The organism is Shewanella rhizosphaerae (genome assembly GCF_019457655.1).
GTDB lineage: Bacteria > Pseudomonadota > Gammaproteobacteria > Enterobacterales > Shewanellaceae > Shewanella > Shewanella loihica.
Window position 1 is genome coordinate 900,148 of the sequence record NZ_CP080420.1, and the last position, 24,277, is coordinate 924,424.

A 24,277-nucleotide genomic window follows, 5' to 3' on the forward strand; every position below is an offset into this window, starting at 1 on the left:
TTAAAGCTGGTAGAAGAAAAAGTTGTAAGCGGTTTTTAAATAGTAGTATCCACTAAGGCTGTAAGCCCCAGTGGTACTGGATTAAGGCTTCACGGCGCGGCTGATAGGATTTTGTAAACTGATGAGTGTCTCGGTGGATTGGATCTCATCGATGGATTGGATACGGTTGATCAGTACATGTTGCAGGCCATCGATCGACTGGCACATTACCTTGACGAAGATGCTGTAGTTCCCCGTGGTGTAGTAGGCTTCGGTGACCTCTTCTAAGGCGTTGAGTTTGGCGATGGCGGCGGGATAGTCGCCGGCGCTCTTGAGGTTGATGCCGATAAAACAGCAGACGTCATAGCCGAGGGCCTTAGGGTTTACCGTGATCTGGGCGCCCGTGATGATGCCCGCCTGTTTCATCTTTTCTACCCGCACATGTATGGTGCCGGCGCTGACGCCGAAACGTTTGGCCAATTCGGCGAAGGGGGTGCGCGCCTCTTCCATAAGCGCCGAGAGGATCTGGTTGTCGAGCTGATCTCGCTGAAATGAACTATCCATTGCTACATACCGTTTTAAGTCAACATTATGAGGTAATTTACGGTATTGGTTAGCTAACTGCTAATCTTTTAACGAATTAAGTAGATTTTATCGCGAAGCAGGTCCAGTGAATGCCGATAAGTTAACACCGGGCTCTATTGCTGCTCGGTGACATCCGTGAAGGGGATTGGCGTGCTGAAGGTCATAGGCTGTTTGCTGTAGGGATGGGTCAGGCTCAGCGACTGGGCATGCAGCAGCAGACGCGGTGCCAGGCGTTTGGCCAGCGGGTCGGCGTAGAAGTTATCGCCCAGGATGGGGTGCCCTATGGCCATCATGTGCACGCGCAGCTGGTGAGAGCGACCTGTGATCGGCGTTAGCTTAACCAGGGTCGAGCGCTTGGCACGGCTGACGACTTCGAATAGTGTCTTAGATGCCTTACCGATTTGATGATCTACCTTCTGTTTCGGGCGGTTGGGCCAGTCGCAGATCAGCGGATAGTCGACGCTACCTTGCTCCGCCTTTAGATGACCGGCAACCCGGGCGTAGTAGATCTTATGAGTCTCGCGATCGCGAAACTGGCGCTTAAGTTCCCGCTCGGCGCTGCGTCTGAGGGCCACCACGATAACGCCTGAAGTCGCCATATCCAGGCGGTGAACGATCTGGGCGTTGGGGTGATCGCGCAGGACGCGGGTGTAGACGCTGTCATGATAGGCTGGGTCACGGCCAGGCACGGACAGTAGGCCTGAGGGCTTGTTGACCACCAGAATATCTTTATCCTCGTGGAGGATCTCGAGCCAGGGCTCGGTGGGCGGCGCATACACAAAATCAGACATGGCAAACCTTGGGTGTTAAATCGGGCTGCAAAGATACCTTTAGGGCGCGGGCGGTGCAAGTTTTACCCACGAATCCTGCGTGGTTTAGCGGGCCTAAAAGCTGTGGCCATTGACATGCATGATGGCAAAGGTCCAGACAACGAACGCCAGGCTGAGGTGGATAAAGGCGTAGATGCTCTGATCAAGCCGCTCTATTCCCTTGGCCTGCCAGATCAACTTGCCGTGCAGCAAGATGTTGAGGGGAAACAGCATAAACAGCGGGTAGAAGGCGATGGCGCTGTCGTCGCCGAACAGGGCGCGCGAGACTATCGACCATAACACCATGAGGGCGGTGACCAATGGCGGAGCGGCGAGTCGGTACTGTTCGGGATAGGGAAACATCTATCGTCCTTAACGCTGTGAGATCCTAGTTAGCCGGTTTACGGCCTATATATTGCGCCTTGAAGCAGGGCGTCTCTTCACAGCCTACATTACCTTCGAAAGCGTGCAAAGTCTCCCAGCCACAAAAGCGCTGCGATAATTCGCCTTCGGCCAGCAGGAAGTTGGGGTTCTTGGGTCTGCCCACCTCGGCCTGCTTCTCTATGAAGGTCTCGTAGATGATGAGACCGCCGGGTTTGATGCTCGCTTTGATGAGCTCAAACAGCGGGCGGTGCAGGTAGTTGAACACCAGGACTATGTCATATCGCGACTCGGCGAGTTGTGGTTCGCCGCTTTCCAAGTCGAGTGCTAAGGCCTGACAGTGTCTAGGTACAGGCGCTAGCCTGCCAAGGTCTCTGTCTATAAAGGTGACTTGGGCGCCATGGGCGGCCAACCAGAGGCCGTTACGCCCGCTGCCGCAGGCAAGGTCGAGCACCTGGGGATGGCTATCGAGTTCGAAAATCTGGCTGCTTTGCGTCAGCAGCGGAGCGGCTTCAGCCCTTAATCTCTTTTCGTCCATCGAGGCGTCGTCCATGAATTACCGAGAAATGTCTGAGCCCGGCCGGGCCGTGGGAGACGATCACCGACAGCAAGACGATGGCGATCAGCAGCTCTGGCTTGTAGTTAGCGAGGGGAATAAACAGTGCCAGCAGGCAGAGTTTTACCAGGGTCAATACGCCCTTTAGCTGGATCAGCCAGCGCCAGTCTCTGACCACTTCCCAGAGCATCAGCAAACTGCCAGTGCTCATGGCCAAGATCCAGTAGTTGCACCACAGGCTTTTATCCACCCCGAGTAAGATGCCGCCACCGGCACCTGTTATGCCTAAGATGTGCAGGGCGCGCAGGCTGGTCTTGCTCAGGCGTTGCAGCCAAAACTGTTTCTCGGAAATCGGCTTGTGCTTTTGACTCATGGGGCGAAAGAAGACTGAAAATTTGCGCCAGCTTAGCAGGAAATCGGCATAAAACACATTGACGGCTCACAAAGTTAACTATTTCGTGATCTAAGCGCGATTTATCTTTGCTAAGTCACATATTTCCTTGGCTATAATGGAGCCAAGACAGGCAGGGGCTTTGTGATACTAGGGTGACAAATCTCTGTCTAATGTTGAATTACTTTTAGGTAGCTAAGATGAGAATAGGTTTTTTTAGTGCTAAGCACTATGACATGGAACATTTCAACCGCACCAACCAGGCCTTTGGCGCTCAGATTGAGTATTTCGACTATCGCCTCTGTATGCAGTCGGTCAAGCTGGCCTATGGTTTCGAGGTGATCTGCGCCTTCGTCAACGATTCGCTATGTGAAGAAGTATTGGTAGAGCTAGCTAAAAATGGCACTAAGATCATTGCGATGCGCTGCGCCGGATTTAACAACGTCGATCTCGAGGCGGCCAAACGCCTGGGGATCAGGGTGGTAAACGTTCCCGCCTATTCGCCCGAATCGGTGGCCGAGCATACTGTGGCCCTGATGCTGACCCTCAACCGTAAGGTGCATAAGGCCTACCAACGTACCCGCGATGCCAACTTCTCCCTCGAGGGGCTGGTGGGCTTCAATATGCATGGCCGCACCGTCGGCGTGATCGGCACGGGTAAGATAGGTGTGGCGACCATCAAGATCCTCCAGGGCTTCGGCTGTAAGGTTGTGGTTTACGATCCTTATCCTAACCAGGCGGTGCTGGATATGGGCATCGAATACCTGTCGCTGGACGAACTCTACGCGGTGAGCGACATCATCAGCCTGCATTGTCCGCTGACCAAAGAGAACCATCACCTGCTCAACAAGGCGAGCTTCGACAAGATGAAGCCTGGTGTCATGGTGATCAACACCAGCCGTGGTGGACTGCTGAATGCTTTCGATGCCATGGAGGCGCTCAAGACGGGGCAGATAGGCTCCCTCGGGCTAGACGTGTACGAGAATGAGAAAGAGCTCTTCTTCGAGGATAAGTCGAACCAGATCATCCAGGACGATGTGTTCAGACGCCTGTCGGCCTGCCACAACGTGATCTTTACCGGTCACCAGGCCTTCCTCACCGAAGAGGCGCTGGGCGCCATTGCCCATACCAGCCTGACCAATGTGCGTCAGCTGCTCGATGGCGAAGCGTGTCCTAACCAGCTATTTTAACTTCTTTCGCTACTTTAATTTCGTCAGCCGGGTTTCACCTGACAAGGGGAGCCCAGGCTGATAACTTAAGGATAAGTTTATTGGCCTGAGGGCAAGATTATGATGGTAAAACAGGAAGTTCACGACATAGACACCCCCACGGGCACGATGCGCTGTTATCTCTATCGTCCCGACAGCGAGGGCTTGTTCTCGACGATCATCTTCTACTCGGAGATTTTCCAGCAGACCGCGCCCATCGCCAGGGCCGCGACCATGTTGGCCGGTCATGGCTTCGTGGTCTTGGTGCCGGAAGTCTTCCATGAACTCAATCCCATAGGCACTGTATTGGCCTATGATGATGAGGGCAAAGACAAGGGCAATCAGGATAAGTTTACCAAGGCGCTGGAACATCACGACAGTGATACCCAGGCCCTAGTCGACTTTGCCATGAGCCAGCCCTTCTGCACCAATCAGGTCGGTGCCATGGGTGTCTGCATCGGCGGTCACCTGGCCTACCGTGCCGCGCTCAATATCGACGTCGTCGGTGCCTTCTGTCTCTACCCTACGGACATTCACTCAGGTACCTTGCCGGCCAATCCGGGTAATGATTCCCTGAGCCGCACCGGGGATATCGAGGCGGAGTTAGTGCTGGTGTTTGGTAAGCAAGATCCCCATGTGCCGAGCGAGGGACGCAGGCTCATCTACGATAGACTGACGGAGACGGCGCGCAAGTTCACCTATCTCGAAGTCAATGCTCAGCATGCCTTTATGCGTGATGAGGGAGACAGATACGATCCCGCGTTGGCACTGCAGATCTATCAGCAGGCGGTGGCTTTCTTCCATCGGGTGCTGCGCTAATCTGCGTGCGTAAAAAGTGAATAGAACAAAAAGGCGAACCTAAGGTTCGCCTTTTTACTTTGGGCTAGATATTTTGTCCGAGAGGTTTCGCGCTAGAGGCGAGTTAGAGCCATTTGCGGCGCCTGAATAGCCAGATCAGTACTGCCGTGATGGTGAGCATCACCCCCCAGACGATGAAGTAGCCATCTTTGTGTTTCAACTCGGGAATATACTCGAAGTTCATGCCATAGATACCGGCGATAAAGGTCAGCGGCACGAAGATGGCGGTGATGATGGTCAGCACCTTCATGATGTTGTTCAGCCTGTGGGCGCTGATGGAGATGTAACCGTCTATCAGATCGCTTGAGACCTGATAGAAGAGGTCCGCCAGGCTGGCCGCCCTATGTTGATGCTCGCACACGTCGTTGATCTCATGATAGAGGCTGTCGTCGAAGGGGATAGAGGGCTCGCTGCGCAGGCTGTCGAACAGCTCCACATGGTAGTGAAAGTTGCGTCTCAGCCGGGTGAGATCTGTCTTGTAGAGTACTACCTCGGCCAAGATCTTATCGTCCGCCGTGGTGAGCATCACGGTTTCCAACTCCTCTAACCGACTCTCGAGATCGAACAGGATCTTATGATAACGCTTGATCACGTAGCGGCTGAGTTTCAGCGCTACGGCACCTGTGTTTTGCAGCGACAGCTCGCCCGCCTCCAGCGAGGTCATGGTGCGCTCGATGGAGAGCGAACGTTTGCTATGGCGGGTCACGATGAAACGCGGCCCCACAAACAGCGCCAGCACTATGTTGTCGCAGTTGATGGAGTCTGAATCGGCCGACAAGCCCCTAAGCAGAATAAAGGTATGGTCATCGAAGTCCTCTATCTTGGGGGGATGGCGATCCCGCGAGGCGTCCTGCAGCGCCAATGGGTGCAGGCCGAAATCCCGCTGCAACGACTCGCTCAGCTCGCTGTCTATCTCGCCGTCGATATTGAGCCAGAGTATGGTGTCGTCCCTCTGCTGCCAGCTGGCGACCTGAGACGCATCGCCCCGGGTGAGCGAATTATTTTGCGGATCATAGAGTAATGTCGTGAGCATCGCGGCCCCCTGTCGGTTAATCGCTTTGTACTTGAGTATGGTCTTTCTCGGGCGATTCGCTCAAGGGCTTGGCCTGAGTGTGCGCCTGAGTCAGTTTCAATACCCCTTTCTGTAGCATCAGGTTGTTAGGGTAGGTGATGGTGATGCCGTCGCTGCGCTCGATCAGCACGTGAAACAGGCTGATCTCGGCGATGATGCCGCTAACATCTTCATCTTTGTCGATAATCTTGATGCGATCGCCAATACGATAGGGGAAGACGAAGAAGATCAAGATCCCGGCGGTGATGTTACTCAAAATTGACCATTGGGCCACTAAGGCCACGCCAAGCACGGCAAATACCGAGGAGATAAACAGCGACACCTGCTGATATTCGATGCCGAGTGAAATCACCCAGAGACAGGCGATGATGATAAACAGCAGGTAGGTAATATATTGGGTCACCATCTTGGTGCGTTTAAAGGAGACCTGTTTGGACTCGGCCAGCTTGGCAATCCAGTTGGTGAGCAGACGCTGGGCGAAGATGAAGATGCCTATGTAGAGACAGCTGACGAGTAGGGTTTGTGTCATGATAAATCGCAAATGAGCCAAAGATTTCAAACAAATACTACAAGGCTTGCCCGATTGCAACGCGAGAATGATGGGCCGAATGAGGGGAGTGGCTCGGCATCGGAGGAGGCTGCTTAGCTCTTATCCTTAATTCACGAACTAAACCCTCGCACCTGCCTCTCGTTCTGTATAAGGCACTGTAAAAGGTTTCAGGAAAGGGATCTGCCTGCTGTTGTGTGCGCAGTTGCCTTTGCCGTTGTGGGGGCTTTTGCGGCATACTAGCGCCTTTATTTCGCCTATCTTTTGTTGCGTTTGAAGACCTACGCCTAAGATGAGGCGTGCCTGCGGAGAGATAGATGTCAGACTATACCACCCTATATACCGGCGAAGATGACCACGGCCCACTGCTGGTCATGGAAGATAAGGAGGTTCGCCTGCTCTCCTTTGGGGATAACGATGAGCAGAGCAAGCTGCTCAAGTCGGCGCTGCATGTGCCCATGCATACCTATCTACAGGCCATGTTGCTGGTGCTGCTGTTTATCAAGCCAAAACGCGTCATCGTACTCGGCCTGGGTGGTGGCGGCCTCATTCATGCACTGCGTAATTTCGACCGCGGCATCAATATTACCGCGGTAGAGCTGAGGGAGGCGGTGATCGAGGTGGCCAAGCGTTATTTCTGGTTGCCGCTGGGTAAGAAGCTCAACCTGATCCATCAGGATGCCAATGCATTTCTGGCAGACGGGGATCATAAGAAGGCTGACGTGATCTTCGCCGATATCTACCATGGCGATGGCGTGGACGAGCAGCAGCTCAGCGAGACCTTTATCGCTAACGCCGCTGCGCTCCTCAAGAGTGAAGGTTATTTGGTGCTTAACTGCTGGAAGGAGCATAGCCGTAACGCCACCCTGCTGGCCCTGTTACAGAAACACTTTAGCGACGTGCGCGCCTGCCTGACGGGTGGTGGTAATTGGGTTGTGCTCGCCGGTAAACAGGCGCGCCAGATAAGCGCCAGCGGCCTTAAGGCGGAGGCGCAGCAGTTGTCGCTGCTGCTGGACTTTCAGTTGGGCCGCAGCCTGACTCGCTTCGAAACCTGGGAGTGATACTTCTTCGAACTCCTTTAATCGGTTTTTTACGGCCATGCCATCATGTAATAGATTGGCAATCTTAAAAACCGATTAGCATGATAGCTTTTATCCGTTATATTTAATGATCCAGTCTCGTTATTATCTCCTCATCGACAAAGAACACGGGGTCAAGGCAAACGCCTCACCCCACAAATTTACTGTTAATAACGAGCACTGGAGCAAGCAATGACTCAATCTATCATCAACACCGAAATCAAGCCTTTCTCAGCCACCGCATACCACAACGGAGATTTCGTCTCTGTGACTGAGCAAGACCTACTGGGTAAGTGGTCTGTGGTTTTCTTCTACCCTGCCGACTTCACTTTCGTCTGCCCAACAGAGCTGGGTGACATGGCTGACCATTACGAGAAGCTACAGTCTATGGGTGTTGAAGTTTACTCTGTGTCTACCGACACTCACTTCACTCACAAGGCGTGGCACGATAGCTCAGACACTATCGGCAAGATCAACTACCCAATGATCGGCGACCCGACTGGTGTTATCTCACGCAACTTCGGCGTGATGATCGAAGAGGAAGGTCTGGCGCTGCGCGGTACCTTTGTGATCAACCCAGAAGGTCAGATCAAGGTTGCCGAGATTCACGACCTGGGTATCGGTCGTAGCGCTTCTGAGCTGGTTCGTAAGATCCAAGCAGCTCAGTATGTTGCGACTCACGACGGTGAAGTTTGCCCGGCAGCATGGCAGCCAGGTGAAGAGACCCTAGCGCCTTCACTGGACCTAGTTGGTAAGATCTAAGATCTTCCTCCTCAAGGTCGCCCGGGTCTCATCATCTCGGGCGACCCGGCGAAAGCCAAAGTAGTTTAATCATCATTCTTTTTCATTGCCGGTTCACCTCCCCCTGCATGCGAGCCGGCAATTTTTCCCTATGTTTTTGGCTCCCTTATGGGGGCCACTTTTTCCTAGGAGTTATCATGTTAGATGCGAATGTGAAAAATCAGCTGACTACCTATCTGCAAAACCTCAAGCGCCCAGTTGAACTTGTCGTATCGGCAGATGAGCGTCCTAAAGCAAAAGAGTTATTGTCGCTGGCAACCGATATTGCCGCGCTATCCCAATTAGTGTCATTGACCGAATCCGTGGGTGAGCGTACCCCGTCGATGACTGTGACTAGCCCTGACACCGGCAGTCAGATCCATTTCGCCGGCCTGCCAATGGGCCATGAATTTACCTCTCTGGTGCTGGCGTTGCTGCACACAGGTGGGCATCCGATCAAGCTCGCCCCCGAGGTGATAGAGCAGATCCGCGACCTGCCAGGCGAGTATCGCTTCGAGACCTATGTGTCACTTAGCTGTCAAACCTGTCCCGAGGTGGTGCAGGCGCTCAATATGATGTCGGCGATCAACCCTAACATTCAAAACACCATGATAGACGGCGCCCTGTTCCAGGATGAAGTGAACGAGCGCAACATCATGGCGGTTCCCTCTGTCTACCTGAACGGCGAGCCGTTTTCTGTCGGTGGTATCAGCGTGGTCGAGATCCTCAATAAGCTGGACGTCAATGCGGCCAGCCGTCAGGCAGAAAAGCTCAGCCAGAAAGAGGCCTTCGACGTGCTGGTGGTCGGCGGCGGCCCGGCTGGCGCATCGGCGGCCATCTATGCGGCCCGTAAGGGACTGAGAACCGGCATCCTGGCGGACAAGTTCGGTGGTCAGGTGGCAGAAACCGTAGGCATCGAAAACTTTATCTCGGTCAAGGCGACAGAAGGGCCTAAGCTGGTGGCCAACCTGGAAGCCCATGTTCACGACTATGATGTCGATATCATGGACAACCAGCGCGCCCTGAGCCTCAAGTCAGGCGAGCTGTTTGAGATCCAGACCGAAAGCGGTGCACTGCTGCGCAGCAAGACGGTACTTCTGGCCACGGGCGCTCGCTGGCGCGAGATGAATGTGCCGGGCGAGAAAGAATATCGCGGCAAAGGCGTCGCCTACTGCCCACACTGTGACGGCCCGCTGTTTAAGGGCAAGCGCGTCGCCGTGATTGGCGGTGGTAACTCGGGCATAGAGGCGGCCATAGATCTGGCCAATATCGTCGAGCATGTTACCGTGCTGGAGTTCGACAGCAAGCTACGCGCCGACGAGGTGCTACAGCGTAAGGCGGCTTCCATGGGCAACATAGAGATCATCACCCAGGCGATGACCACAGAAGTGGTGGGCGATGGCACCCGGGTACAGGGCCTTAACTACACAGACAGAGCCACGGGCGAGCAGCACCATGTTGCCCTGGCGGGTATCTTCGTACAGATAGGTCTGGTGCCTAACGCCGAGTGGCTCAAGGGCACAGTTGATCTTAGCGAACGCGGCGAGATCATCGTCGATGCCAAGGGCCAGACGTCATTGCCAGGCGTATTCGCCGCGGGCGATGTGACCAACTCTGCCTTTAAACAGATCATCATCGCCATGGGCAGCGGCGCAACGGCCTCTCTGGGCGCCTTCGATTACCTAATCCGTCTCGGCGAGCCGGCGGACGCGGAAGCCGCCTAAAGGTACAAAATGCCACAAAATAAACAGTCAGCTTTATGCTGGCTGTTTTTTTTTTCGTCTTTATAATTACTTAAGCTTATGACGAAAGCAGAAGAGGGCGGGCACAGACACGATGAATAGTAAGCCAAAAAGCTTTGACGAACTCCTAGTCCAAGAAACCCACATCTATCTTTGCCGCTCGGTAAAATGGACCGCCTATCTCTCTGTGTTCCTACTTGTCGCCATCTTCCTTGCGTCCATGCTACAGAAGAATAGCCTTCTGACGCTGCAGGATCTTCTGGTGCTGCAGATGCCGACCCTATGCATCGCCCTGTTTGGTCTTGCGGGGATCCTCTATCGTCAGCCAGAGCAGCATCGCATGGGGCTGGTGTTGGCCTATATCTTGGTGTTAGAAGTTGCCTGGATCTACTTTGTGGTGGGCCATTACTGGCTCACCAGCTCCTATAACCTGTTGGGTGAATATGGCTCTCTTGCCACAGTCGATTCGGTAACCGACGTGCTGGTATTTACCTTCGCCATCTCTCTTTTCCCGGTGCGCCGCTGGCTCCTAGTCAGTGTGGTGCCGTTGCTATTGGTCAGCCTGGTGACCCGGCTTATCGAGATCCCGGAAAATCCTATCTTTGCCCTGACCAAGTTTGTCTGTCTCTTGGTGATCATCATTACCGGGCAGAAGGTGCTGCTGCAATGGTTTCGTAAGGCAATCTTGCGCGACGCCGAGAAACAGCAGCTGTTGCAGCAGTTTAAGCGTATGGCGCTCATCGATGGTCTAACTGACCTGAGTAACAGGCGTCATTTCGATGAGGTGCTCGCCCTGGAGATAAAGGCCGCCGAGCGTACGGGTGACCCCCTGAGCATGATCCTGCTGGACGTGGATTTCTTCAAGCGCCTCAACGATAGCCTGGGCCATAGCGATGGCGATCGCTGTCTGGTAAGGCTGGGTGAGGTGCTGCATAGTGTGGCCTCCCGGCCTCGGGATCTGGCGGCGCGTTACGGCGGCGAGGAGTTTGCCATCATTTTGCCCGATACAGATCTCAGTGGTGCGCGTCATATTGCCGAGCAGATACGTTTTGAGCTCAAGGTCGCCGAGATCCCCCATCCAGACTCGACGCTAGGCGCCTATGTTACCGTCTCTCAGGGCGTCTGCCTATGGCAGCCGGGGTTAGATGCCGGCGAACTGCTGGCCTGCGTCGATCATCTTCTCTATCAGAGCAAGGCGCAGGGACGGGATAGATTCAGCACTGGGGTGGCCAAGGGGGAGGCGGCCGAAGATAAGGTCGTCAGTTCCTACCAGTCTTGACGGCGCCTCTGTAAGGCGCCCATAAGGCTAGCTGTATTTGGCGTCTATGGCCTTTAGCGAGCGTAAAAACAGCCCCAGGCCGCCAATTGCCAGTACCAGTATGACCAGGAGATCGAAGGTGGTCATGGTCCTGAGGTTGAATCTGACGCTGGAGAGCACACCAAAAATAAGCGCCGTGAGTGAACCTAGGGTCAAGAGCCAACCCAGCAGGTTTCTGGCGTTATAGAAGATGATGCCTATGCCGAAGATAAGCGGGATCAGTATGGTGCCGCCGGTGATCCCCATGCCACCGACGTTGTAGAGTCGATAGCCAAGGCTAAAGTTTGAGGTCACTGAAATGGCGTTCAGCAGCAGGTAGAAACCACCGCACATCATCACCAGGCCCACTAAAAACAGGCCTATTCCTCCGGAACTACCGCCGGCTCCTCGCATCTTGTTATCCTCCATAATTAATCTTCCACTGTTTGTGACCAGCTATCTGTGCCTTGCTATCTGTAACCAGTTTTGGCGCCCAATTTTGCCTGAGATGCATGCCTAGGCATATCGCAGGGTCGGCCCAGCTTAGTATTTTTTACCGCGTTAGCCAAATATCTTTGTTAGATGTCGGCAAGCCTTGAGGCTGGCAAGGGGAGTGAAGAACCTGAGGCAATATCAAATTGCGACAAATAAGGGCCATAAAAAAAGCCCTCATGATGAGGGCTTTGCGAAGTTCGCTCTGATCTAAGCTGTGGTATTAATGTTGTGACCACTATTTCCCACAGGCCCAGCGCTAGGCGCCGAGTCAACCGCTTCAATCAGTTGTAGTGCAATCTCTCCCTCTGCCTGCTGCTGCTCTTTGGCGAGCTGTGCAACTTTAACCCCAACGCTTCCATTGCTTAGATTAGGTTGTAGATTACTGGTTCCAACTGTTATTGCCATGATTACCGCCTTAAACTGGGTGAGAGCCTACTTACTTTGTGACTATAGTTAACCGAAAAATTCGCTTAGGTTAACTATAGTGCTATCGGCAGCGTTTTGGAAAACTTTAGCCTTTGCCAAATTAACTGGTGGCGCCGCGTCTCTCTATCAATTTGCGTCCCATGCTGATGATGAAGGTCAGGCCGATGGAGGCGAAGATCAAGCCAATGGCCAGGCCGGCATTTTGCAGCGCGGTCGGATCCAAAGCCAGCATGCCGCCTAGGCCAATCATCATGATCCCCGACATCAGCTTCAGTGTCTGCCCCTCTTTCTCGGTGAGCTTGCGCTTACCCAGGGTGGCGCTGAAGGCGATCACGATAGCCGCCAGCGGGATCACATAGACTATGTTGTAGAAGGCCAGGTAGAGGTAGCGCTCGAATGCCGGCAGCTCATGCATAGACAAGACGCTGGTGTAGATCATCGGGAAGCCTGCGGTGCACAGCAGCTCATAGGCGTTGGCCAATATGGCCAAGACCACAGTGCCGGCAATCATCGCCGCCATGCTACTGGCGCTGGTGAGTTTACCCATGCGCTTGATAAGTCCGGTGCGGTTTTCCGCCGACATGGAGAGGCTGACCTCGCCCTTGGTGAAGAAGTATTCCTTGATGTTGATGGCACCGGCGACCAACGCCATCAGGCCGGCCCCGAGTATGATGAGGCCACCATCGCTCCCTGCGCCCAGCAGCTCGAAGATGTTGAGCCAGGCGATCATAAACAGGAAGTAGATAAAGCCCGAGAAGAAGACGAAGATGCCGCCGACGATCAGCATGCGGCTGCGGCTCTTGGCGTTGACCATGATAGAGAGCAGAAACAGCAGCACGAAGAAGGCGCAGGGGTTAAAGGCATCGACCCCGGCGAGCACCACGGTCAATACCGGCAAGGAGAGCTGCTCTGGCGCCACCACGCCGATCAGTGGCAGTTCTATAGGCTGTACCTTAGTGACGGGCGCGGCAGGTGCGCTTTCTTCCAGCCCCAGGTCACAGGTACCGGGTTCGCTACTGGCGCTACAGGTGGCAAACAGCGGTTCGCCCTCAGCGGATGCCATCCCTGTCTGGGTCACCTGATCATCGTCTGCGACCACACCGCCCAAGGCGCGGTAACAGGCCTTGAGCTGCCCCAGAATAAATTGTCCCGTCACGGCTTCGCTGCTGTAGCCTACGGTCGCCTGTTCACAGGCGGCGATATAGGGAACGGAGCGGGCGGCAACCTTGGTCTGCTCGGCGATTGCCTGCCATTTTTCCTGAGTCCCCGCCTGAGACACCATGTGTGACTCCAGCTCAATCCAAGGATACTTTTCCGGCAGACTGTCGATGAAGGGGTGCGCCTCGGCGCAGTGCGGACAGGTCTTAGACCAGAAGAAATAGAGCTTAATCTTCAGCTGGCCGTCGGCGTCGACATAATGCCAGGTGGCATTCTGAGACGCAGTGTGTTCCTCGGCCTGTGCGAAGCTGGGTAGTGCGCTCGAGAGTAACAGAAAACAAAACATCAGGGCTCTAAACATAATCCCTCCCCGGGGCTGACTTGCCAAAAGACGATGACAAAGGCGTGAATCCTCTAGGGCCTGTTTATTTTTCAGGTTTAATTTTTGTTCAATCTAAACGCGTTTTGCTCTAGGCGCATGCTGTGCGGCATAGTTATTCTATGTAAATAGCAGGCAACACAGCGCAAGGCGCGTTTAGATGAACCCTTCGGGCAGCTTGTGTAGGCCATTTCTACTGCGTTATCGCCCGCTCATGTAGAATAACTACACTACACGGACTCTGTCTTGTATAAATGGCCTACAGAATGCTGCAAAAACAAACAGGAAAGATCAACAGACCCTAGGGACAGTTTACTGCGGGCGCAGGGGGAGACTAAGTTTATGTTTAAGATTTGCAACGCAAATCTTGAAATGTACTGGAAGTGTTAACTGGCGCGGATTTTTGTCTATCGTCAAGCTGCCGCCTCGCCAATTTTGAGGGAGGCGGCCGCCGACTAGAACACTATTGGTGTAGGCTTTCATTTTTAAATAAATGAAGTTTTCGATAAGCAACTCTCTGAATGGGCTTTTTCAAAGCGTTTCGGACGCAAAAGCTGGAGTGTGTTCATTAGGTTCGCAAGCTTATAACAACCCTGATTTATCTATCTCGTCCATTACATTACCGATCAGACTTCTAATAAACACCCAGTCACTCATGTTTATTGGTGATCCATCGGCCACTGTCTTCACTTTAATCAGTAAAGCCTTTTCACCAGACATCGCATCAAATAAAGTAACGTGATAAAAATCATACCTTACATAGGCGGAAGAGCCCCCGCCTGATAAGTCGTCAAAAATTAAAATGCCATCGATATCATGATCACCTAAAATTTTGGCCCGCTGAGCTGACGTGTACTCTTTAATCGGTGGCAACAACGCATCTTTGGTAAAACACCGGACCTTTCTACTTACTAATTCTTCGCAGAAGTCAGCTAAAAGCTTATCTTCGTAGTCAAACGTTGTGTTCTTTACATCTACCAGAATCGACTTGTAGGTAACGCCCTTCAAATCAGGGTTTACGTGACTCTTGATATCAGTGGAGGCACATCCTGCTAAGAACACTAATAGAAAAATTGTGAGCAGACTTTTTTTCATTCCAATTACTCCTTTATTAGCCAATATTCATGTATTTTTTCTATTTCTTTTATGTAAGCTAAACGATTTATGGAAAATATTACAGTAGCTAACCTTTTTTTTGTGCGATTACCTTAGCCGATAAGTTTTGTTGTAATGTGAAAAAACTATAATCTCCTAAAAAATACCGCCCAAAAAACACGTATACGAGAGATTTTATCGATGAAACCACCAATGATTACTGCAGGGGAAGCTGATCATGATGCTGCTTGTTAAAGTCAGAAATGTGAAGCATTGAGCAAGGTAAAGACAAAGCTGACACAAAAAAGCCATGCGAATGTAAGGACTAGTATTTCAAAACGCATCTATTCACGCTCTTTTCAAACTCGATTGATGTCGGTATCAACAACATGACGATACATATCAACTCAAAATCGTAGGAAATAATTTTTACATGCAAAACCAACCGATTTCATCAAAACAATAAATAGGTTGAGCTACATCGTTGTTAGAATGCGAGTTTCATTCGAATGCAAGAGCAGTACTATCAGATAGTTGGTGGAGATTGCGCTAAGGATATGATGTTGTTGAGATAGATTTTAATTTAAAGCTGTTGAGATATGAATTATCTCAGCCGTATATCAATAAGGATGGTCGCTTAACAATAATAGGAGTTGGTGTTTTTAAAGACGTTACTATTTGAAAGTATTACCTATTATTAAAATATGATTAGGCATGAAAACGGTAGTTAGTGTCAGGTTGTGTTGCATAAATAGCCTTACCTCTTACTACCGTTTATGTTGCTGGTTCCCTGTTGTTTTTCGAAGAACTTTCTACTTTAACTGGTTACGGCTGGGGTCTACCGTGCTGGCGATGGTGGTTTCGCTCTCGCCCTGCTGACACCAGTGAAGGCTCAGGGTACGGGTATCTTCCTTGCTGGCCGTCAGCAGCTTAGTGACTACAGGCTGGTTGTAGTCGGCCTTGGTCAGGAAGGTCTTGACCCGTTCGATGCGGCGGTTGGCGAGCCAGAGGTTATAGTCTCTGATCTTCTTATCTGTCTCGCCCTTATAGAGGGGAAACTCCAGCAGCAGGTAACCGCTGTCGGCTTGAGTCTTCCTAATCAGCGCCTGCAACTGTTTGGCATATCGGCTATCGAAGTAAGAGCTGTTTTTCTCAAAGGGAATGTCGCCAAAGCTGATGTTTTGCGGGCAGGCGGCACTGGCTTGGGCGGCAAAGAGAAATGACAACATCACTAGTAGCAATTGCTTCATAGTGAACACCTCCATTGTGTTTTTTAGTGTATCGAGCTGAATAGTGGGGGGAATTTAGGGGATTATCGCTCGAAAAGCAACCATCTTTGTTGGTGGAAAGGTGCGGAAATTTCAGCCTTTTTGAGTATTTAACCTAGCGTCAGGATTCAGTCGAGCCGCATCTAGATGGTTTTACTTAATTATTTGATTAAGTCTCTGTAAAGATGACAGATTATTGACTAACTATGCAGTGAAAAATTTTTTTGATAATTTTTCACTTTGGCCTGCGCATGGCGTAAACTTGGTAAAAGTTGTGTGCAATTTAATGATGGCGATCCAATTCATGAGTCAATCCACGAACCAAGATATTCAGCCTAATCCCCTGGCCCTCGAAAACCAGGTCTGCTTCTCGCTTTATAGCGCCGCCAATGCCATGGTGCGTGCCTACCGCCCGCTGCTGGAGGCGTTGGACTTGACCTATTCCCAATATCTGGCGATGTTGGTGTTGTGGCAGGAGCCGGGGATCAGCGTCAAGACCCTGGGTGAGCAGCTACACCTGGACTCGGGCACCCTGACGCCTCTGCTAAAACGCTTGGAAAGCAAAGGTTTGGTGACCCGTGGGCGCAGCGAAGCCGACGAGAGGGTGCGGGTGTTGCAGCTGACCGACGCAGGCCGTGAGCTGCAGCAGCAGGCCCGGTCGATTCCTATGCAGATGCGCTGCAAACTTGGGGGCGAGCCCGAAGAGTTTATTGAGCTCAAGCGCCTGTGCGACAAGGCCTACCGTTATCTGGATGCGGCGAGTCAGGGTTAATCTAATTAGATTCATTTAGCGAAAGGATGCGATATGCAAGCAGTGGATTTAGTGGTGATTGGTGGCGGCATAACTGGGGTGGGCATCGCCCAGTGTGCCCAGGCCGCCGGCTACTCTGTGGTGCTGCTTGAGAAGGATAATCTGGGCGAGAAGACCTCGTCGAACTCCAGTAAGTTGATCCACGGCGGCCTGCGTTATTTGGAATCGGGTCAACTCGGCCTGGTGCGCCAATCCCTGAGTGAGCGCAAGGCGCTGCTGACACTGGCGCCCGAGCTGGTAAAGCCAGTGCCTTTCTATATTCCTATCTATCGTGGCAGTCAGCGCGGCCCCCTGGCCATTCGCGCCGGGCTGAGCCTGTATGCCTTGCTGAGCGAGCTGGATCCCCTGGGCCAGTTTCAGTCTGTGCCGGCCAGTCGCTGGAGTGAGCTTGCTGGACTCAAGCTTAAGGGGCTGCGGGCCGTGTTTCGTTACTGGGACGCCCAGACCGACGATGGCGCCCTGACTCGCGCTGTGGCCCAGAGCGCCAGGCAGTTAGGCGCCGAGCTGCTGACCCAGGTCAGCCTTGAGCAGATAGAGCACAGGCCTGACTCCTGTATCGTTAGCTTTAGCCATAAGGGTGAAACGCGGCGCCTCAGCAGTCGCTGCGTCATTAATGCCACCGGACCCTGGGTCAATCAGACGCTCGAGCGGGTCACCCCTAAGGTGGAAGTATCGCCGGTGGAGCTGGTGCAGGGGAGTCATCTTGTGCTGGATATCCCCGCGCCCAGCGGCATCTTCTACCTGGAGTCTATCTTCGATAAGCGGGTGGTGTTTGTCATGCCCTGGCAGGGTAAGACAATGATAGGCACCACAGAGACGCCAATCGATGCGGTGGACGCGGCGGGCGTGACGCCGGCCGAGGAGGCCTATCTGCTGGGGATCTACCGCCACTACTTCCCCCTGAGTGAGAATGATGGCGCGCTCGAGGAGCGCATCACAGGGCGATACTGCGGCGTGCGTGTGCTGCCCAAGCAGGGCGGCGAGGCGTTCGACCTGCCCAGGGATACCATGATGCTGTCGCGCGATACCCATCCCAACCTGCTCACCGTCTATGGCGGTAAGCTGACCACCTTCAGGCACACGGCCAAGGAGGCGCTGGCCTGGGTCAAGAATCGCCGCGGCCCCAAGCCGATACGTGCCGATGTCGATAAGTTGCGCCTCACTCCCGTGACAGATGAGGCGCCATCAAGCGAATCGCCCACGGCGAAAGGTGATTTTTCTCCTCAAAAAGGCTAAAGTAGGGCGCCTTTTTTAAGCCAAGCTGCGAGCAACCCATCCGTGAAGTGTGCCTATTTCGATGCTAATCAGTGTCTTTCCTGTCGTCATCTCAAGACGCCCCTGAGTGATCAGGTGGCGGCGAAAACGGCGACCCTAGCGGCATTGCTGAAAGATCTGCCGGTGGAGCAGTGGCTTCCTCCTGTGGTGGGGCCAGAGAGCGGTTTTCGTAACAAGGCCAAGATGGTGGTGTTGGGCGCCGCCCATCAACCTATATTGGGGCTGGTGAGCCCGAGCGGCGAGGCGGTGAGCCTGTGTGATTGCAGCCTCTATCCTCAGGATATGCAGCAGTTGCTGCACCGATTAGAGGCGTTCGTGTGCCAGGCTGGCATCCCGCCCTATAGGGTCGATAAGGCCAAGGGCGAGCTTAAATTTATCCTGCTGACCCGCAGTCAAGTACGCGGCGAGTATATGCTGCGTTTCGTGATGCGCTCGGAGCAGGCAATCCCCCGCATCGAACGTGAACTGCCAAGGCTGTTAGCCGAGCACCCTGAGATCAAGGTGGTGTCGGTGAATTTGCAGCCCGTGCATATGGCTATTTTGGAAGGTGAGGAGGAGATCTTCCTCACCGAGGCGACTCGGCTGGAGGAGGAGTTTAATGGCGTGCCCCTCTACATTCGTCCTAAGAGCTTCTTCCAGACCCATCCCGAAGTGGCGGCCAAGCTCTACCTGAGCGCGCGAGATTGGACCCGTGAGCTGGCGCCTAAATCGATTTGGGATCTTTTCTGCGGCGTCGGCGGTTTTGGCTTGCACTGCGCCTCGAAAGAGGTGGCCCTCACCGGCATAGAGATCGAGGCCGAGGCGATCGCCTGTGCCAAGATGTCGGCCGAGACGCTGGGGCTTGATAAGGTACGCTTCACCGCGCTGGACTCGACCAGCTTCGCCAGCGACAGCCGCGGCGAAGAGAAGCCGGAGCTTATCATAGTCAACCCGCCCAGACGCGGTATCGGCGAGGCTTTGTGCCACTCCCTGAGCGAGTTTGCCCCTAAGGCGATCCTCTACTCCAGCTGTAATCCCAAGACGTTGGCCAAAGATCTACATTGCATCTCAGGCTACCGGGTGACCAAGGTGCAGCTGTTTGACATGTTCCCTCACACAGATCATTTCGAGGTGCTGGTGATGCTGCAGCGCATCGGCGAGTAACCGCTGAGTCTCAATTATCGAGTCTCTATACGTCTGTCATCAGACGGTCACCTGTCTGTCATAATCTAATTAGCCAGTATTTCAAAAGGCTGCGCGCAACTTAGCGGCGCGGCCAAATCTCGGCTCGGGCTTGACGGAGGATGACAACTTGGGTGAGGTATTTAAGCAGTTTCTGCTCCTGGGGCTGATGAGTTTCGGCGGGCCGGCGGCGCATATCGGGTATTTCAAGCGGCGCTTCGTCGATGATCTCGGCTGGCTGGACGCCGAGCGTTTTGGCGCCATAGTCGCCATGAGCCAGGTGATCCCCGGGCCGGGCTCGAGCCAGGTGGGTTTCGCTATCGGCCATCACAGGGCAGGACTTCCCGGTGCGATCGCTGCCTTCCTGGGCTTTACCTTGCCCTCATTTCTACTCCTCTATTTTATGGCGGTGGCTAGCCTGAGCTGGCTGGATACCAGCTGGTTTCAGGGGCTGATCCATGGCCTAAAGCTGATGGCGGTCGTGGTGGTAGCCGATGCCGTCCTGAGCATGTTTAAGCAGTTCTGTCGTCGCGGCGCCACCCGGCTACTTATGCTGCTCTGCGCCTCGCTCACCCTGTTTGTCGGCACCCTGGCCAGCCAGTCAGGCCTGTTGATCTTGGCCGCAGTTATCGGCGCCGTCTGGCTGGCACCATCGGCGCTTCAGGGCATAGAGCAGGATGCAGGGCAGCAAGGTGCGAAGGGAGGAGAGGGCGTCTCTGTGGATACCTTACGGCCGCAGATGCTACCGCTTATGCTGTTTATCCTGCTGTTTGGTCTGTCGCTCTTCTGGCTAGGGACTGGTCATAGCCTGTCTCAGTTGTTTGCCCAGTTTTATCAGGCGGGTGCCCTAGTATTCGGTGGCGGTCATGTGGTGCTGCCGCTGCTTGAGGCCAGTGTCGGTCAGCAGCTGACCAGCGAGCGGTTCCTGACGGGTTATGCCTTGGCTCAGGCGGTGCCTGGCCCTATGTTTGCCCTGGCGGCCTTTCTCGGCGCCGAATCCTGGCTGGAGTCGCCCCTGCAGGGGGCCCTGGTGGCAACGCTCGCCATCTTCCTCCCGGGATTCTTGCTGCAACTCTCTTTGCTGCGCAGCTGGCATGGCCTGATGGGACGGGCGAGATTTCGCGGCGCCATCATGGGACTCAACGCCGCCGTGGTGGGCCTGCTGCTGGCGGCGCTTATCTCGCCTGTGATAGCCAGTGCCATCCTCGTCTGGCCCGATGCTCTCTTTGTACTGATAGGACTGGCCTGGCAGCTGCGTTATCGACCCAGCATTCTCATGCTATTGCTGAGTTTCGCGCTGGTGGGGATGCTGCTCGGCGTGCTGGCTGGGCTTTTTTAGGATGAGACAAGTTTAACGCAGCGGCGAGCCGAGTCTATTTTGCTGGCTGATTGCGCCAGACCAGGGTGAGGCTAGCGCCGCCGAGTTCATCTGACTTTGCCACTTCTAGCCGGCCCTGATGCCAGATGGCGATCTTGCGTGCTATGTAGAGCCCAAGGCCGTAGCCCGAGCCGTCGGATTGTTCCTTGTCCCTTGCAAAAGCGGCCAGCAGCTGTTTGCCCTTGCCTTCGAAGCCTGGGCCATCATCCTCTACGGTTATCTGACACAGATCGCCTTCGCAGCGAAAACGCACCTGGATAGTTTGTTTGGCGAAGCGCAAGGCGTTCATGATCAGGTTTTGGGTGGCTATGCTCATGGAGCTGGTATCGAACACCGCAAGCCTGTCGTCGGCAATAAAAGTGATGCCTATCTTGTCCTGGTAGAGGGCAAACTTCTCCTCTAACTGGTCGAGGAAGGCCTGGGTGCTGACGGCTTCTTTCTTTATCTGCGCCTCTCTGTGTTCCAGCTTGGCGAAGGAGAGGTAGTTGTTGGCCAGCTGCTCTATCTCGTCGATATCGGCGTTGAGTCGCTGCCAGTATTTCTCATCCAGCTCCGCCTTACTCAGTTGTAGCGCGAAGCGCATGCGCGCCAGAGGCGTCCTGACCTCGTGGGAGATGGTGCGCGACAGCTCCTTGTGCATATGCAGGAAGTCGACGATCTGCACAGTCACCTCATGGAACACCTTGGCCAGGGGATAGATGGCCGAGCGCTTGTTGATCGTCTGCTCCATCTTTCTCGGGTTGGCACCGAACTCCACCGCGGATGCCTGCAGCTGGGAGAGATCCCGAAACAGGGGCCAGATCAGCAGCAGCGCCAGACAGCCCAGGCTGGCGTAAAGGGCGAAGATGATAAGTTCTGTGGGCACCGCCTGAGTGGGCTTGCGCAGCACAGGGCCGAAGGCGATCACCTTGGCCGGCTCTTTGTCGTTTGGATCGCTAATCTCGGGGGCCTGGCGATAGTAGTAGGTCTTGCCGCCGCTCAGGGTGAGGGCGATGGTTTCGCCGCCATCCAGCTTATCGGCCAGGTCCTGGGGTAGCGCCAGTTCATCGCGGGAGAGTTGGCGGATCAGCACGCTGCTGTCCTCCTCGCTCAGGCCGCGAAACACGCTGTCGACATCTATCTGGTATGACTCCACCTGGTGCTGCATGGCGCCGTGGATCTCGCTGAAAGACCAGATGATCAGGGCGCTGCTTAAGATCAGCAGGGCATAGAGACGGTAGAATTGAAACTTCATCCCTTGTCCGACAGCTGGGGCTGATAGTTAAACAGATAGCCCTGGCCATGCACCGTCTTGATGGTGAGGCCGTCTATCTGATAGCTGTCTATCTTCTTTCTCAGGCGGCTGATCTTAAGATCGATTGCCCTGTCCAGGCCATCGTAGGGTCGGCCCACATACTGCTCGAACAGGTATTCGCGGCTGAGCACCTTGCCCGGATGCTGGGCGAAGATCCATAGCAGGTCAAACTCCTGGGTGGTCACCTTCTGTTGCCGGTCGCCTATGGTCAGCTGTTGATGGGTATGATCTATGGTGAAGTCGTGCAGGGTGACACTCTGTGGCGGCGCCTCATTGGGGAGCTTTCTCAGGTTGGCCTTGATGCGAGCCACTAAGAGTTCGGGGTTGACCGGCTTGACGATATAGTCGCTGGCGCCCAGCTCTAAACCCTTTATCTGTTCCTGCTGGCCGTCGAGGGCGGTCATGAAGATGATCACACACTGGTAGCGCGCCTGTAGCTCGGCAAACAGGCTAAAACCGTCGCTGTCGGGCAGCATGATGTCGCAGATGATGAGATCGAACCTTAGATCGGCGGGCAAATTAGCCACCGCCTGGGCCGATTCGCTGTGGGTCAGGTCGAAGCCTTGCTGTGTCAGGTAGAGCAGGGTGAGCTCCGCCAAATCCAGATCGTCTTCAATCAGGAGAATCTTAGGTTTGCTCATAACAGGTTCCAGTTGAGTCCTCGTCGTTTGCGGGTGTTTACGGGCTGATAGGTGGCTATCTGTATGGTCACCTCATCGAGCACCTTGTTGTTGAGATCTTTGATCAGCACCTGGGTATCCTTGGTGAGCGTCAGCTCCAGCAAGTGATCCACACTTAGGCGATCGAAACACTGCTCCGGGTCTTCCTTGAGGGCTATCCAGATACAGGTCTGCTCCAGTGCCTCGAGTTTATAGCTGATCTTGAGCGTCATGTGACAGGGCGTGCCGGCCTCGAGAACCGCGCAGGTCTTGGGCTTAATATTGACCTGAGTGCTATTGGCCTGGCAGTAGAAGCTGGTGGCCAGGGCCAGCAGTAACATGCACTGTATCAGCTTTATGGCATTAGAAGGCATAGCTGACTCCGATGAACCCAGACAGGTATCCATCCTTCTCTATCATGCGGTTCTTAGTGATCTCGTCTCCTAACCAAGTGTAGGTGATAATGGCTACAAAATTAATGTCTTGCCACAGGGGCACATTGACCACGCCGCTGGTGTGGTAGTTGATGGCCGCCGACTGAGGTTGCTGCACCCGGCTGCGGCCCAACTCCTCCTCGGTGAAATGGTAGTAATAGCTGATCAGCTGGCTGCTCTTGCGGATCGCGCCCACCTCGAACCCCAGGGCGCCCCAGGAAAATGCCATGCTCTTCTTGGCCTTGAAATGGATCTCGTTGCCCTGATGGACGCCGCTTATGTCGTGAAAATAGCCCAGGGTGAAATCGCTGTAGGGGGTGAGCCAGGTGGTGCTGAGTCCGCCGAGATAGGAGATGTTACGTTCGATCGGCACCTCGGGGATCGCCGGGCCGAATATCGGCTGCTTGTTGGGTTTAAAGCCGAGGATGTCGCTCAGGAAGACCTTGTTCCAGCCGTCGAGTTCGAAGAAGAAGCCATCTTCGTTGAGGCGGGTCTGCAGGTCGACCAGTAGGCTATCAGACTCATACAGGCTGTAGCCCAGGGTGAAGTTTTCCACATAGAAGCGGTCGTCATAGTAGGACCAGCTAGGCAGGGCGTAGGTGGTGATATCGTCCGACTTGGCCCTGGGGTTCTCGATTCCGCCATAGCCTAAGGCGAGGGTGAAGTGAAATTCGCCCGTGGTAATATCATCTATCTGCTCTTCGGCCCTAGCCTCGCACAGGAAAAAAACCGTGAGGAAAATAAGACCGGACAAGAGGTACTTCATGGCCTTCATCCACATCCCGAAACTGAAATTAGCATCTAAAACCATCTCAGGTTAAAAGTCTGTAAAAATATATATAAGTGTACAAAATGCTACATGCCTTGGAGAGATTTTTCGAGTAGAGGCTTTGGGTTAGCTCACATCGAATCTCTAACAGCTGCCGCTTGCCAAATTTAAGCTTGGCAAATTTAAGCTTGGTAATTTTAAGCTTTGAAAATATGCGCTTTCGCTTTGCTGGCATCCTTGCTCGACATCAGTGCTCGACATCAGTGCTCGAAATCAGTGCTCTATATCAGAGTCATCCGGTCGATTTTTTTCACTCATGGTGAGTCCGCTGGGCGACTCGCGTCTATTGAATGAATAATCATGCTTCAACCACTTAATGCCGCCAGAGCAT

At 53.8% G+C, this 24,277-nt stretch carries 26 protein-coding genes; 10 read left to right on the forward strand and 16 right to left on the reverse strand.

The features are described 5' to 3' along the window. Nucleotides 1-81: 81 nt before the first annotated feature. The 5 genes from asnC to K0I63_RS04075 all read right to left on the reverse strand — a co-directional run bounded on the left by asnC (nucleotide 82) and on the right by K0I63_RS04075 (nucleotide 2,683). On the reverse strand, nucleotides 82-543 hold the full coding sequence (gene asnC, locus K0I63_RS04055; RefSeq protein ID WP_011864588.1) for a transcriptional regulator AsnC: 462 nt from the start codon (nucleotides 541-543) through the stop codon (nucleotides 82-84). Between the two features lie 134 nt (nucleotides 544-677). Beyond that, entirely contained in the window at nucleotides 678-1,355 is a 678-nt protein-coding gene (gene rluA, locus K0I63_RS04060; RefSeq protein WP_220082628.1) for a bifunctional tRNA pseudouridine(32) synthase/23S rRNA pseudouridine(746) synthase RluA, read from the reverse strand. Between the two features lie 93 nt (nucleotides 1,356-1,448). Continuing rightward, on the reverse strand, nucleotides 1,449-1,736 hold the full coding sequence (locus K0I63_RS04065) for a hypothetical protein (protein ID WP_011864590.1): 288 nt from the start codon (nucleotides 1,734-1,736) through the stop codon (nucleotides 1,449-1,451). Nucleotides 1,737-1,761: 25 nt separating this feature from the next. Further along, a complete protein-coding gene (locus K0I63_RS04070) occupies nucleotides 1,762-2,292 on the reverse strand; it encodes a class I SAM-dependent methyltransferase (RefSeq protein ID WP_220082629.1) in 531 nt (176 codons plus the stop codon). Beyond that, nucleotides 2,267-2,683, reverse strand: coding sequence for a hypothetical protein (locus tag K0I63_RS04075; protein ID WP_011864592.1), 417 nt, complete (start codon nucleotides 2,681-2,683; stop codon nucleotides 2,267-2,269). The genes K0I63_RS04070 and K0I63_RS04075 overlap by 26 nt, the downstream gene beginning before the upstream one ends. Before the next feature lie 218 nt (nucleotides 2,684-2,901). Here K0I63_RS04075 and K0I63_RS04080 point away from each other — a divergent pair, with 218 nt between their 5' ends. After that, nucleotides 2,902-3,891 carry a 2-hydroxyacid dehydrogenase gene (locus tag K0I63_RS04080; protein ID WP_220082630.1) on the forward strand — a complete coding sequence of 330 codons (990 nt, stop codon included), beginning with the start codon at nucleotides 2,902-2,904 and terminating at the stop codon, nucleotides 3,889-3,891. A gap of 99 nt (nucleotides 3,892-3,990) precedes the next feature. Beyond that, on the forward strand, nucleotides 3,991-4,728 hold the full coding sequence (locus K0I63_RS04085) for a dienelactone hydrolase family protein (protein WP_220082631.1): 738 nt from the start codon (nucleotides 3,991-3,993) through the stop codon (nucleotides 4,726-4,728). 103 nt (nucleotides 4,729-4,831) lie between these two features. Here K0I63_RS04085 and K0I63_RS04090 read toward each other — a convergent pair whose 3' ends face one another. Continuing rightward, complete coding sequence (locus K0I63_RS04090; RefSeq protein ID WP_220044351.1) at nucleotides 4,832-5,800, reverse strand: magnesium transporter CorA family protein; 969 nt, start codon at nucleotides 5,798-5,800, stop codon at nucleotides 4,832-4,834. A 16-nt stretch (nucleotides 5,801-5,816) separates the two neighbouring features. Further along, nucleotides 5,817-6,368 carry a mechanosensitive ion channel domain-containing protein gene (locus K0I63_RS04095; protein ID WP_011864596.1) on the reverse strand — a complete coding sequence of 184 codons (552 nt, stop codon included), beginning with the start codon at nucleotides 6,366-6,368 and terminating at the stop codon, nucleotides 5,817-5,819. 335 nt (nucleotides 6,369-6,703) lie between these two features. Here K0I63_RS04095 and K0I63_RS04100 point away from each other — a divergent pair, with 335 nt between their 5' ends. The 4 genes from K0I63_RS04100 (at nucleotide 6,704) to K0I63_RS04115 (ending at nucleotide 11,266) form a co-directional block, all read left to right on the forward strand. Then, entirely contained in the window at nucleotides 6,704-7,447 is a 744-nt protein-coding gene (locus K0I63_RS04100) for a spermidine synthase (protein ID WP_220079991.1), read from the forward strand. Between the two features lie 210 nt (nucleotides 7,448-7,657). Continuing rightward, on the forward strand, nucleotides 7,658-8,227 hold the full coding sequence (ahpC, locus tag K0I63_RS04105; protein WP_220082632.1) for an alkyl hydroperoxide reductase subunit C: 570 nt from the start codon (nucleotides 7,658-7,660) through the stop codon (nucleotides 8,225-8,227). A gap of 176 nt (nucleotides 8,228-8,403) precedes the next feature. Next, entirely contained in the window at nucleotides 8,404-9,969 is a 1,566-nt protein-coding gene (gene ahpF, locus K0I63_RS04110) for an alkyl hydroperoxide reductase subunit F (RefSeq protein ID WP_220082633.1), read from the forward strand. Between the two features lie 112 nt (nucleotides 9,970-10,081). Next, nucleotides 10,082-11,266, forward strand: coding sequence for a GGDEF domain-containing protein (locus K0I63_RS04115; protein WP_220082634.1), 1,185 nt, complete (start codon nucleotides 10,082-10,084; stop codon nucleotides 11,264-11,266). 27 nt (nucleotides 11,267-11,293) lie between these two features. On the opposite strand, the gene K0I63_RS04120 is transcribed toward K0I63_RS04115, so the two are convergent. From K0I63_RS04120 to K0I63_RS04135, 5 genes are all read right to left on the reverse strand, one after another. Then, nucleotides 11,294-11,698 (reverse strand): hypothetical protein, encoded by a 405-nt coding sequence (locus K0I63_RS04120; RefSeq protein ID WP_011864601.1) that lies wholly within the window; start codon nucleotides 11,696-11,698, stop codon nucleotides 11,294-11,296. A gap of 288 nt (nucleotides 11,699-11,986) precedes the next feature. Beyond that, the gene (locus K0I63_RS19945; RefSeq protein WP_011864602.1) at nucleotides 11,987-12,184 is read right to left on the reverse strand and encodes a hypothetical protein; all 198 of its coding nucleotides are present in this window, start codon (nucleotides 12,182-12,184) and stop codon (nucleotides 11,987-11,989) included. 121 nt (nucleotides 12,185-12,305) lie between these two features. Next, nucleotides 12,306-13,724, reverse strand: a complete 1,419-nt coding sequence (locus K0I63_RS04125; protein ID WP_220082635.1) for a cytochrome C biosynthesis protein — start codon at nucleotides 13,722-13,724, stop codon at nucleotides 12,306-12,308. A gap of 600 nt (nucleotides 13,725-14,324) precedes the next feature. Beyond that, entirely contained in the window at nucleotides 14,325-14,837 is a 513-nt protein-coding gene (locus K0I63_RS04130) for a lipoprotein (protein WP_220082636.1), read from the reverse strand. A gap of 812 nt (nucleotides 14,838-15,649) precedes the next feature. Continuing rightward, nucleotides 15,650-16,087, reverse strand: a complete 438-nt coding sequence (locus tag K0I63_RS04135) for an OmpA family protein (RefSeq protein WP_220082637.1) — start codon at nucleotides 16,085-16,087, stop codon at nucleotides 15,650-15,652. A 322-nt stretch (nucleotides 16,088-16,409) separates the two neighbouring features. On the opposite strand from K0I63_RS04135, the gene ohrR reads away from it, so the two are divergent. From ohrR to chrA, 4 genes are all read left to right on the forward strand, one after another. Beyond that, nucleotides 16,410-16,877, forward strand: a complete 468-nt coding sequence (ohrR, locus tag K0I63_RS04140) for a transcriptional regulator OhrR (protein ID WP_258406934.1) — start codon at nucleotides 16,410-16,412, stop codon at nucleotides 16,875-16,877. Between the two features lie 33 nt (nucleotides 16,878-16,910). Further along, on the forward strand, nucleotides 16,911-18,152 hold the full coding sequence (locus K0I63_RS04145; protein WP_220082639.1) for a glycerol-3-phosphate dehydrogenase/oxidase: 1,242 nt from the start codon (nucleotides 16,911-16,913) through the stop codon (nucleotides 18,150-18,152). Nucleotides 18,153-18,194: 42 nt separating this feature from the next. Continuing rightward, on the forward strand, nucleotides 18,195-19,334 hold the full coding sequence (gene rlmC / locus K0I63_RS04150) for a 23S rRNA (uracil(747)-C(5))-methyltransferase RlmC (RefSeq protein WP_220082640.1): 1,140 nt from the start codon (nucleotides 18,195-18,197) through the stop codon (nucleotides 19,332-19,334). Nucleotides 19,335-19,482: 148 nt separating this feature from the next. After that, on the forward strand, nucleotides 19,483-20,691 hold the full coding sequence (chrA, locus tag K0I63_RS04155) for a chromate efflux transporter (RefSeq protein WP_220082641.1): 1,209 nt from the start codon (nucleotides 19,483-19,485) through the stop codon (nucleotides 20,689-20,691). 34 nt (nucleotides 20,692-20,725) lie between these two features. Here chrA and K0I63_RS04160 read toward each other — a convergent pair whose 3' ends face one another. Genes K0I63_RS04160 through K0I63_RS04175 form a run of 4 tightly spaced genes read right to left on the reverse strand, consistent with a single transcriptional unit; the run spans nucleotide 20,726 to nucleotide 23,883 of the window. After that, nucleotides 20,726-21,964 carry an ATP-binding protein gene (locus tag K0I63_RS04160; protein WP_220082642.1) on the reverse strand — a complete coding sequence of 413 codons (1,239 nt, stop codon included), beginning with the start codon at nucleotides 21,962-21,964 and terminating at the stop codon, nucleotides 20,726-20,728. After that, nucleotides 21,961-22,665 carry a response regulator transcription factor gene (locus tag K0I63_RS04165; RefSeq protein ID WP_220073197.1) on the reverse strand — a complete coding sequence of 235 codons (705 nt, stop codon included), beginning with the start codon at nucleotides 22,663-22,665 and terminating at the stop codon, nucleotides 21,961-21,963. Before K0I63_RS04165 ends, K0I63_RS04160 begins: the two co-directional genes overlap by 4 nt. Next, nucleotides 22,662-23,057 (reverse strand): DUF3019 domain-containing protein, encoded by a 396-nt coding sequence (locus tag K0I63_RS04170; RefSeq protein ID WP_220082643.1) that lies wholly within the window; start codon nucleotides 23,055-23,057, stop codon nucleotides 22,662-22,664. The genes K0I63_RS04165 and K0I63_RS04170 overlap by 4 nt, the downstream gene beginning before the upstream one ends. Further along, a complete protein-coding gene (locus tag K0I63_RS04175; protein ID WP_258406935.1) occupies nucleotides 23,047-23,883 on the reverse strand; it encodes a MipA/OmpV family protein in 837 nt (278 codons plus the stop codon). The genes K0I63_RS04170 and K0I63_RS04175 overlap by 11 nt, the downstream gene beginning before the upstream one ends. Between the last annotated feature and the right edge of the window lie 394 nt (nucleotides 23,884-24,277).

Excerpts from the sequence above, each read along its gene's own strand:
- rluA (WP_220082628.1), bottom strand. The coding sequence starts at position 1,355 with ATGTCTGATTTTGTGTATGCGCCGCCCACCGAGCCCTGGCTCGAGATC.
- K0I63_RS19945 (WP_011864602.1), bottom strand. The coding sequence starts at position 12,184 with ATGGCAATAACAGTTGGAACCAGTAATCTACAACCTAATCTAAGCAAT.
- K0I63_RS04170 (WP_220082643.1), bottom strand. The coding sequence starts at position 23,057 with ATGCCTTCTAATGCCATAAAGCTGATACAGTGCATGTTACTGCTGGCC.
- K0I63_RS04085 (WP_220082631.1), top strand. The coding sequence starts at position 3,991 with ATGATGGTAAAACAGGAAGTTCACGACATAGACACCCCCACGGGCACG.
- K0I63_RS04090 (WP_220044351.1), bottom strand. The coding sequence starts at position 5,800 with ATGCTCACGACATTACTCTATGATCCGCAAAATAATTCGCTCACCCGG.
- K0I63_RS04080 (WP_220082630.1), top strand. The coding sequence starts at position 2,902 with ATGAGAATAGGTTTTTTTAGTGCTAAGCACTATGACATGGAACATTTC.
- K0I63_RS04075 (WP_011864592.1), bottom strand. The coding sequence starts at position 2,683 with ATGAGTCAAAAGCACAAGCCGATTTCCGAGAAACAGTTTTGGCTGCAA.
- ohrR (WP_258406934.1), top strand. The coding sequence starts at position 16,410 with ATGAGTCAATCCACGAACCAAGATATTCAGCCTAATCCCCTGGCCCTC.
- K0I63_RS04115 (WP_220082634.1), top strand. The coding sequence starts at position 10,082 with ATGAATAGTAAGCCAAAAAGCTTTGACGAACTCCTAGTCCAAGAAACC.
- K0I63_RS04070 (WP_220082629.1), bottom strand. The coding sequence starts at position 2,292 with ATGGACGAAAAGAGATTAAGGGCTGAAGCCGCTCCGCTGCTGACGCAA.
- K0I63_RS04135 (WP_220082637.1), bottom strand. The coding sequence starts at position 16,087 with ATGAAGCAATTGCTACTAGTGATGTTGTCATTTCTCTTTGCCGCCCAA.
- K0I63_RS04160 (WP_220082642.1), bottom strand. The coding sequence starts at position 21,964 with ATGAAGTTTCAATTCTACCGTCTCTATGCCCTGCTGATCTTAAGCAGC.
- K0I63_RS04120 (WP_011864601.1), bottom strand. The coding sequence starts at position 11,698 with ATGCGAGGAGCCGGCGGTAGTTCCGGAGGAATAGGCCTGTTTTTAGTG.
- K0I63_RS04175 (WP_258406935.1), bottom strand. The coding sequence starts at position 23,883 with ATGAAGTACCTCTTGTCCGGTCTTATTTTCCTCACGGTTTTTTTCCTG.
- K0I63_RS04095 (WP_011864596.1), bottom strand. The coding sequence starts at position 6,368 with ATGACACAAACCCTACTCGTCAGCTGTCTCTACATAGGCATCTTCATC.
- K0I63_RS04130 (WP_220082636.1), bottom strand. The coding sequence starts at position 14,837 with ATGAAAAAAAGTCTGCTCACAATTTTTCTATTAGTGTTCTTAGCAGGA.
- K0I63_RS04165 (WP_220073197.1), bottom strand. The coding sequence starts at position 22,665 with ATGAGCAAACCTAAGATTCTCCTGATTGAAGACGATCTGGATTTGGCG.
- K0I63_RS04065 (WP_011864590.1), bottom strand. The coding sequence starts at position 1,736 with ATGTTTCCCTATCCCGAACAGTACCGACTCGCCGCTCCGCCATTGGTC.
- K0I63_RS04100 (WP_220079991.1), top strand. The coding sequence starts at position 6,704 with ATGTCAGACTATACCACCCTATATACCGGCGAAGATGACCACGGCCCA.
- ahpC (WP_220082632.1), top strand. The coding sequence starts at position 7,658 with ATGACTCAATCTATCATCAACACCGAAATCAAGCCTTTCTCAGCCACC.
- asnC (WP_011864588.1), bottom strand. The coding sequence starts at position 543 with ATGGATAGTTCATTTCAGCGAGATCAGCTCGACAACCAGATCCTCTCG.
- K0I63_RS04125 (WP_220082635.1), bottom strand. The coding sequence starts at position 13,724 with ATGTTTAGAGCCCTGATGTTTTGTTTTCTGTTACTCTCGAGCGCACTA.
- K0I63_RS04145 (WP_220082639.1), top strand. The coding sequence starts at position 16,911 with ATGCAAGCAGTGGATTTAGTGGTGATTGGTGGCGGCATAACTGGGGTG.
- ahpF (WP_220082633.1), top strand. The coding sequence starts at position 8,404 with ATGTTAGATGCGAATGTGAAAAATCAGCTGACTACCTATCTGCAAAAC.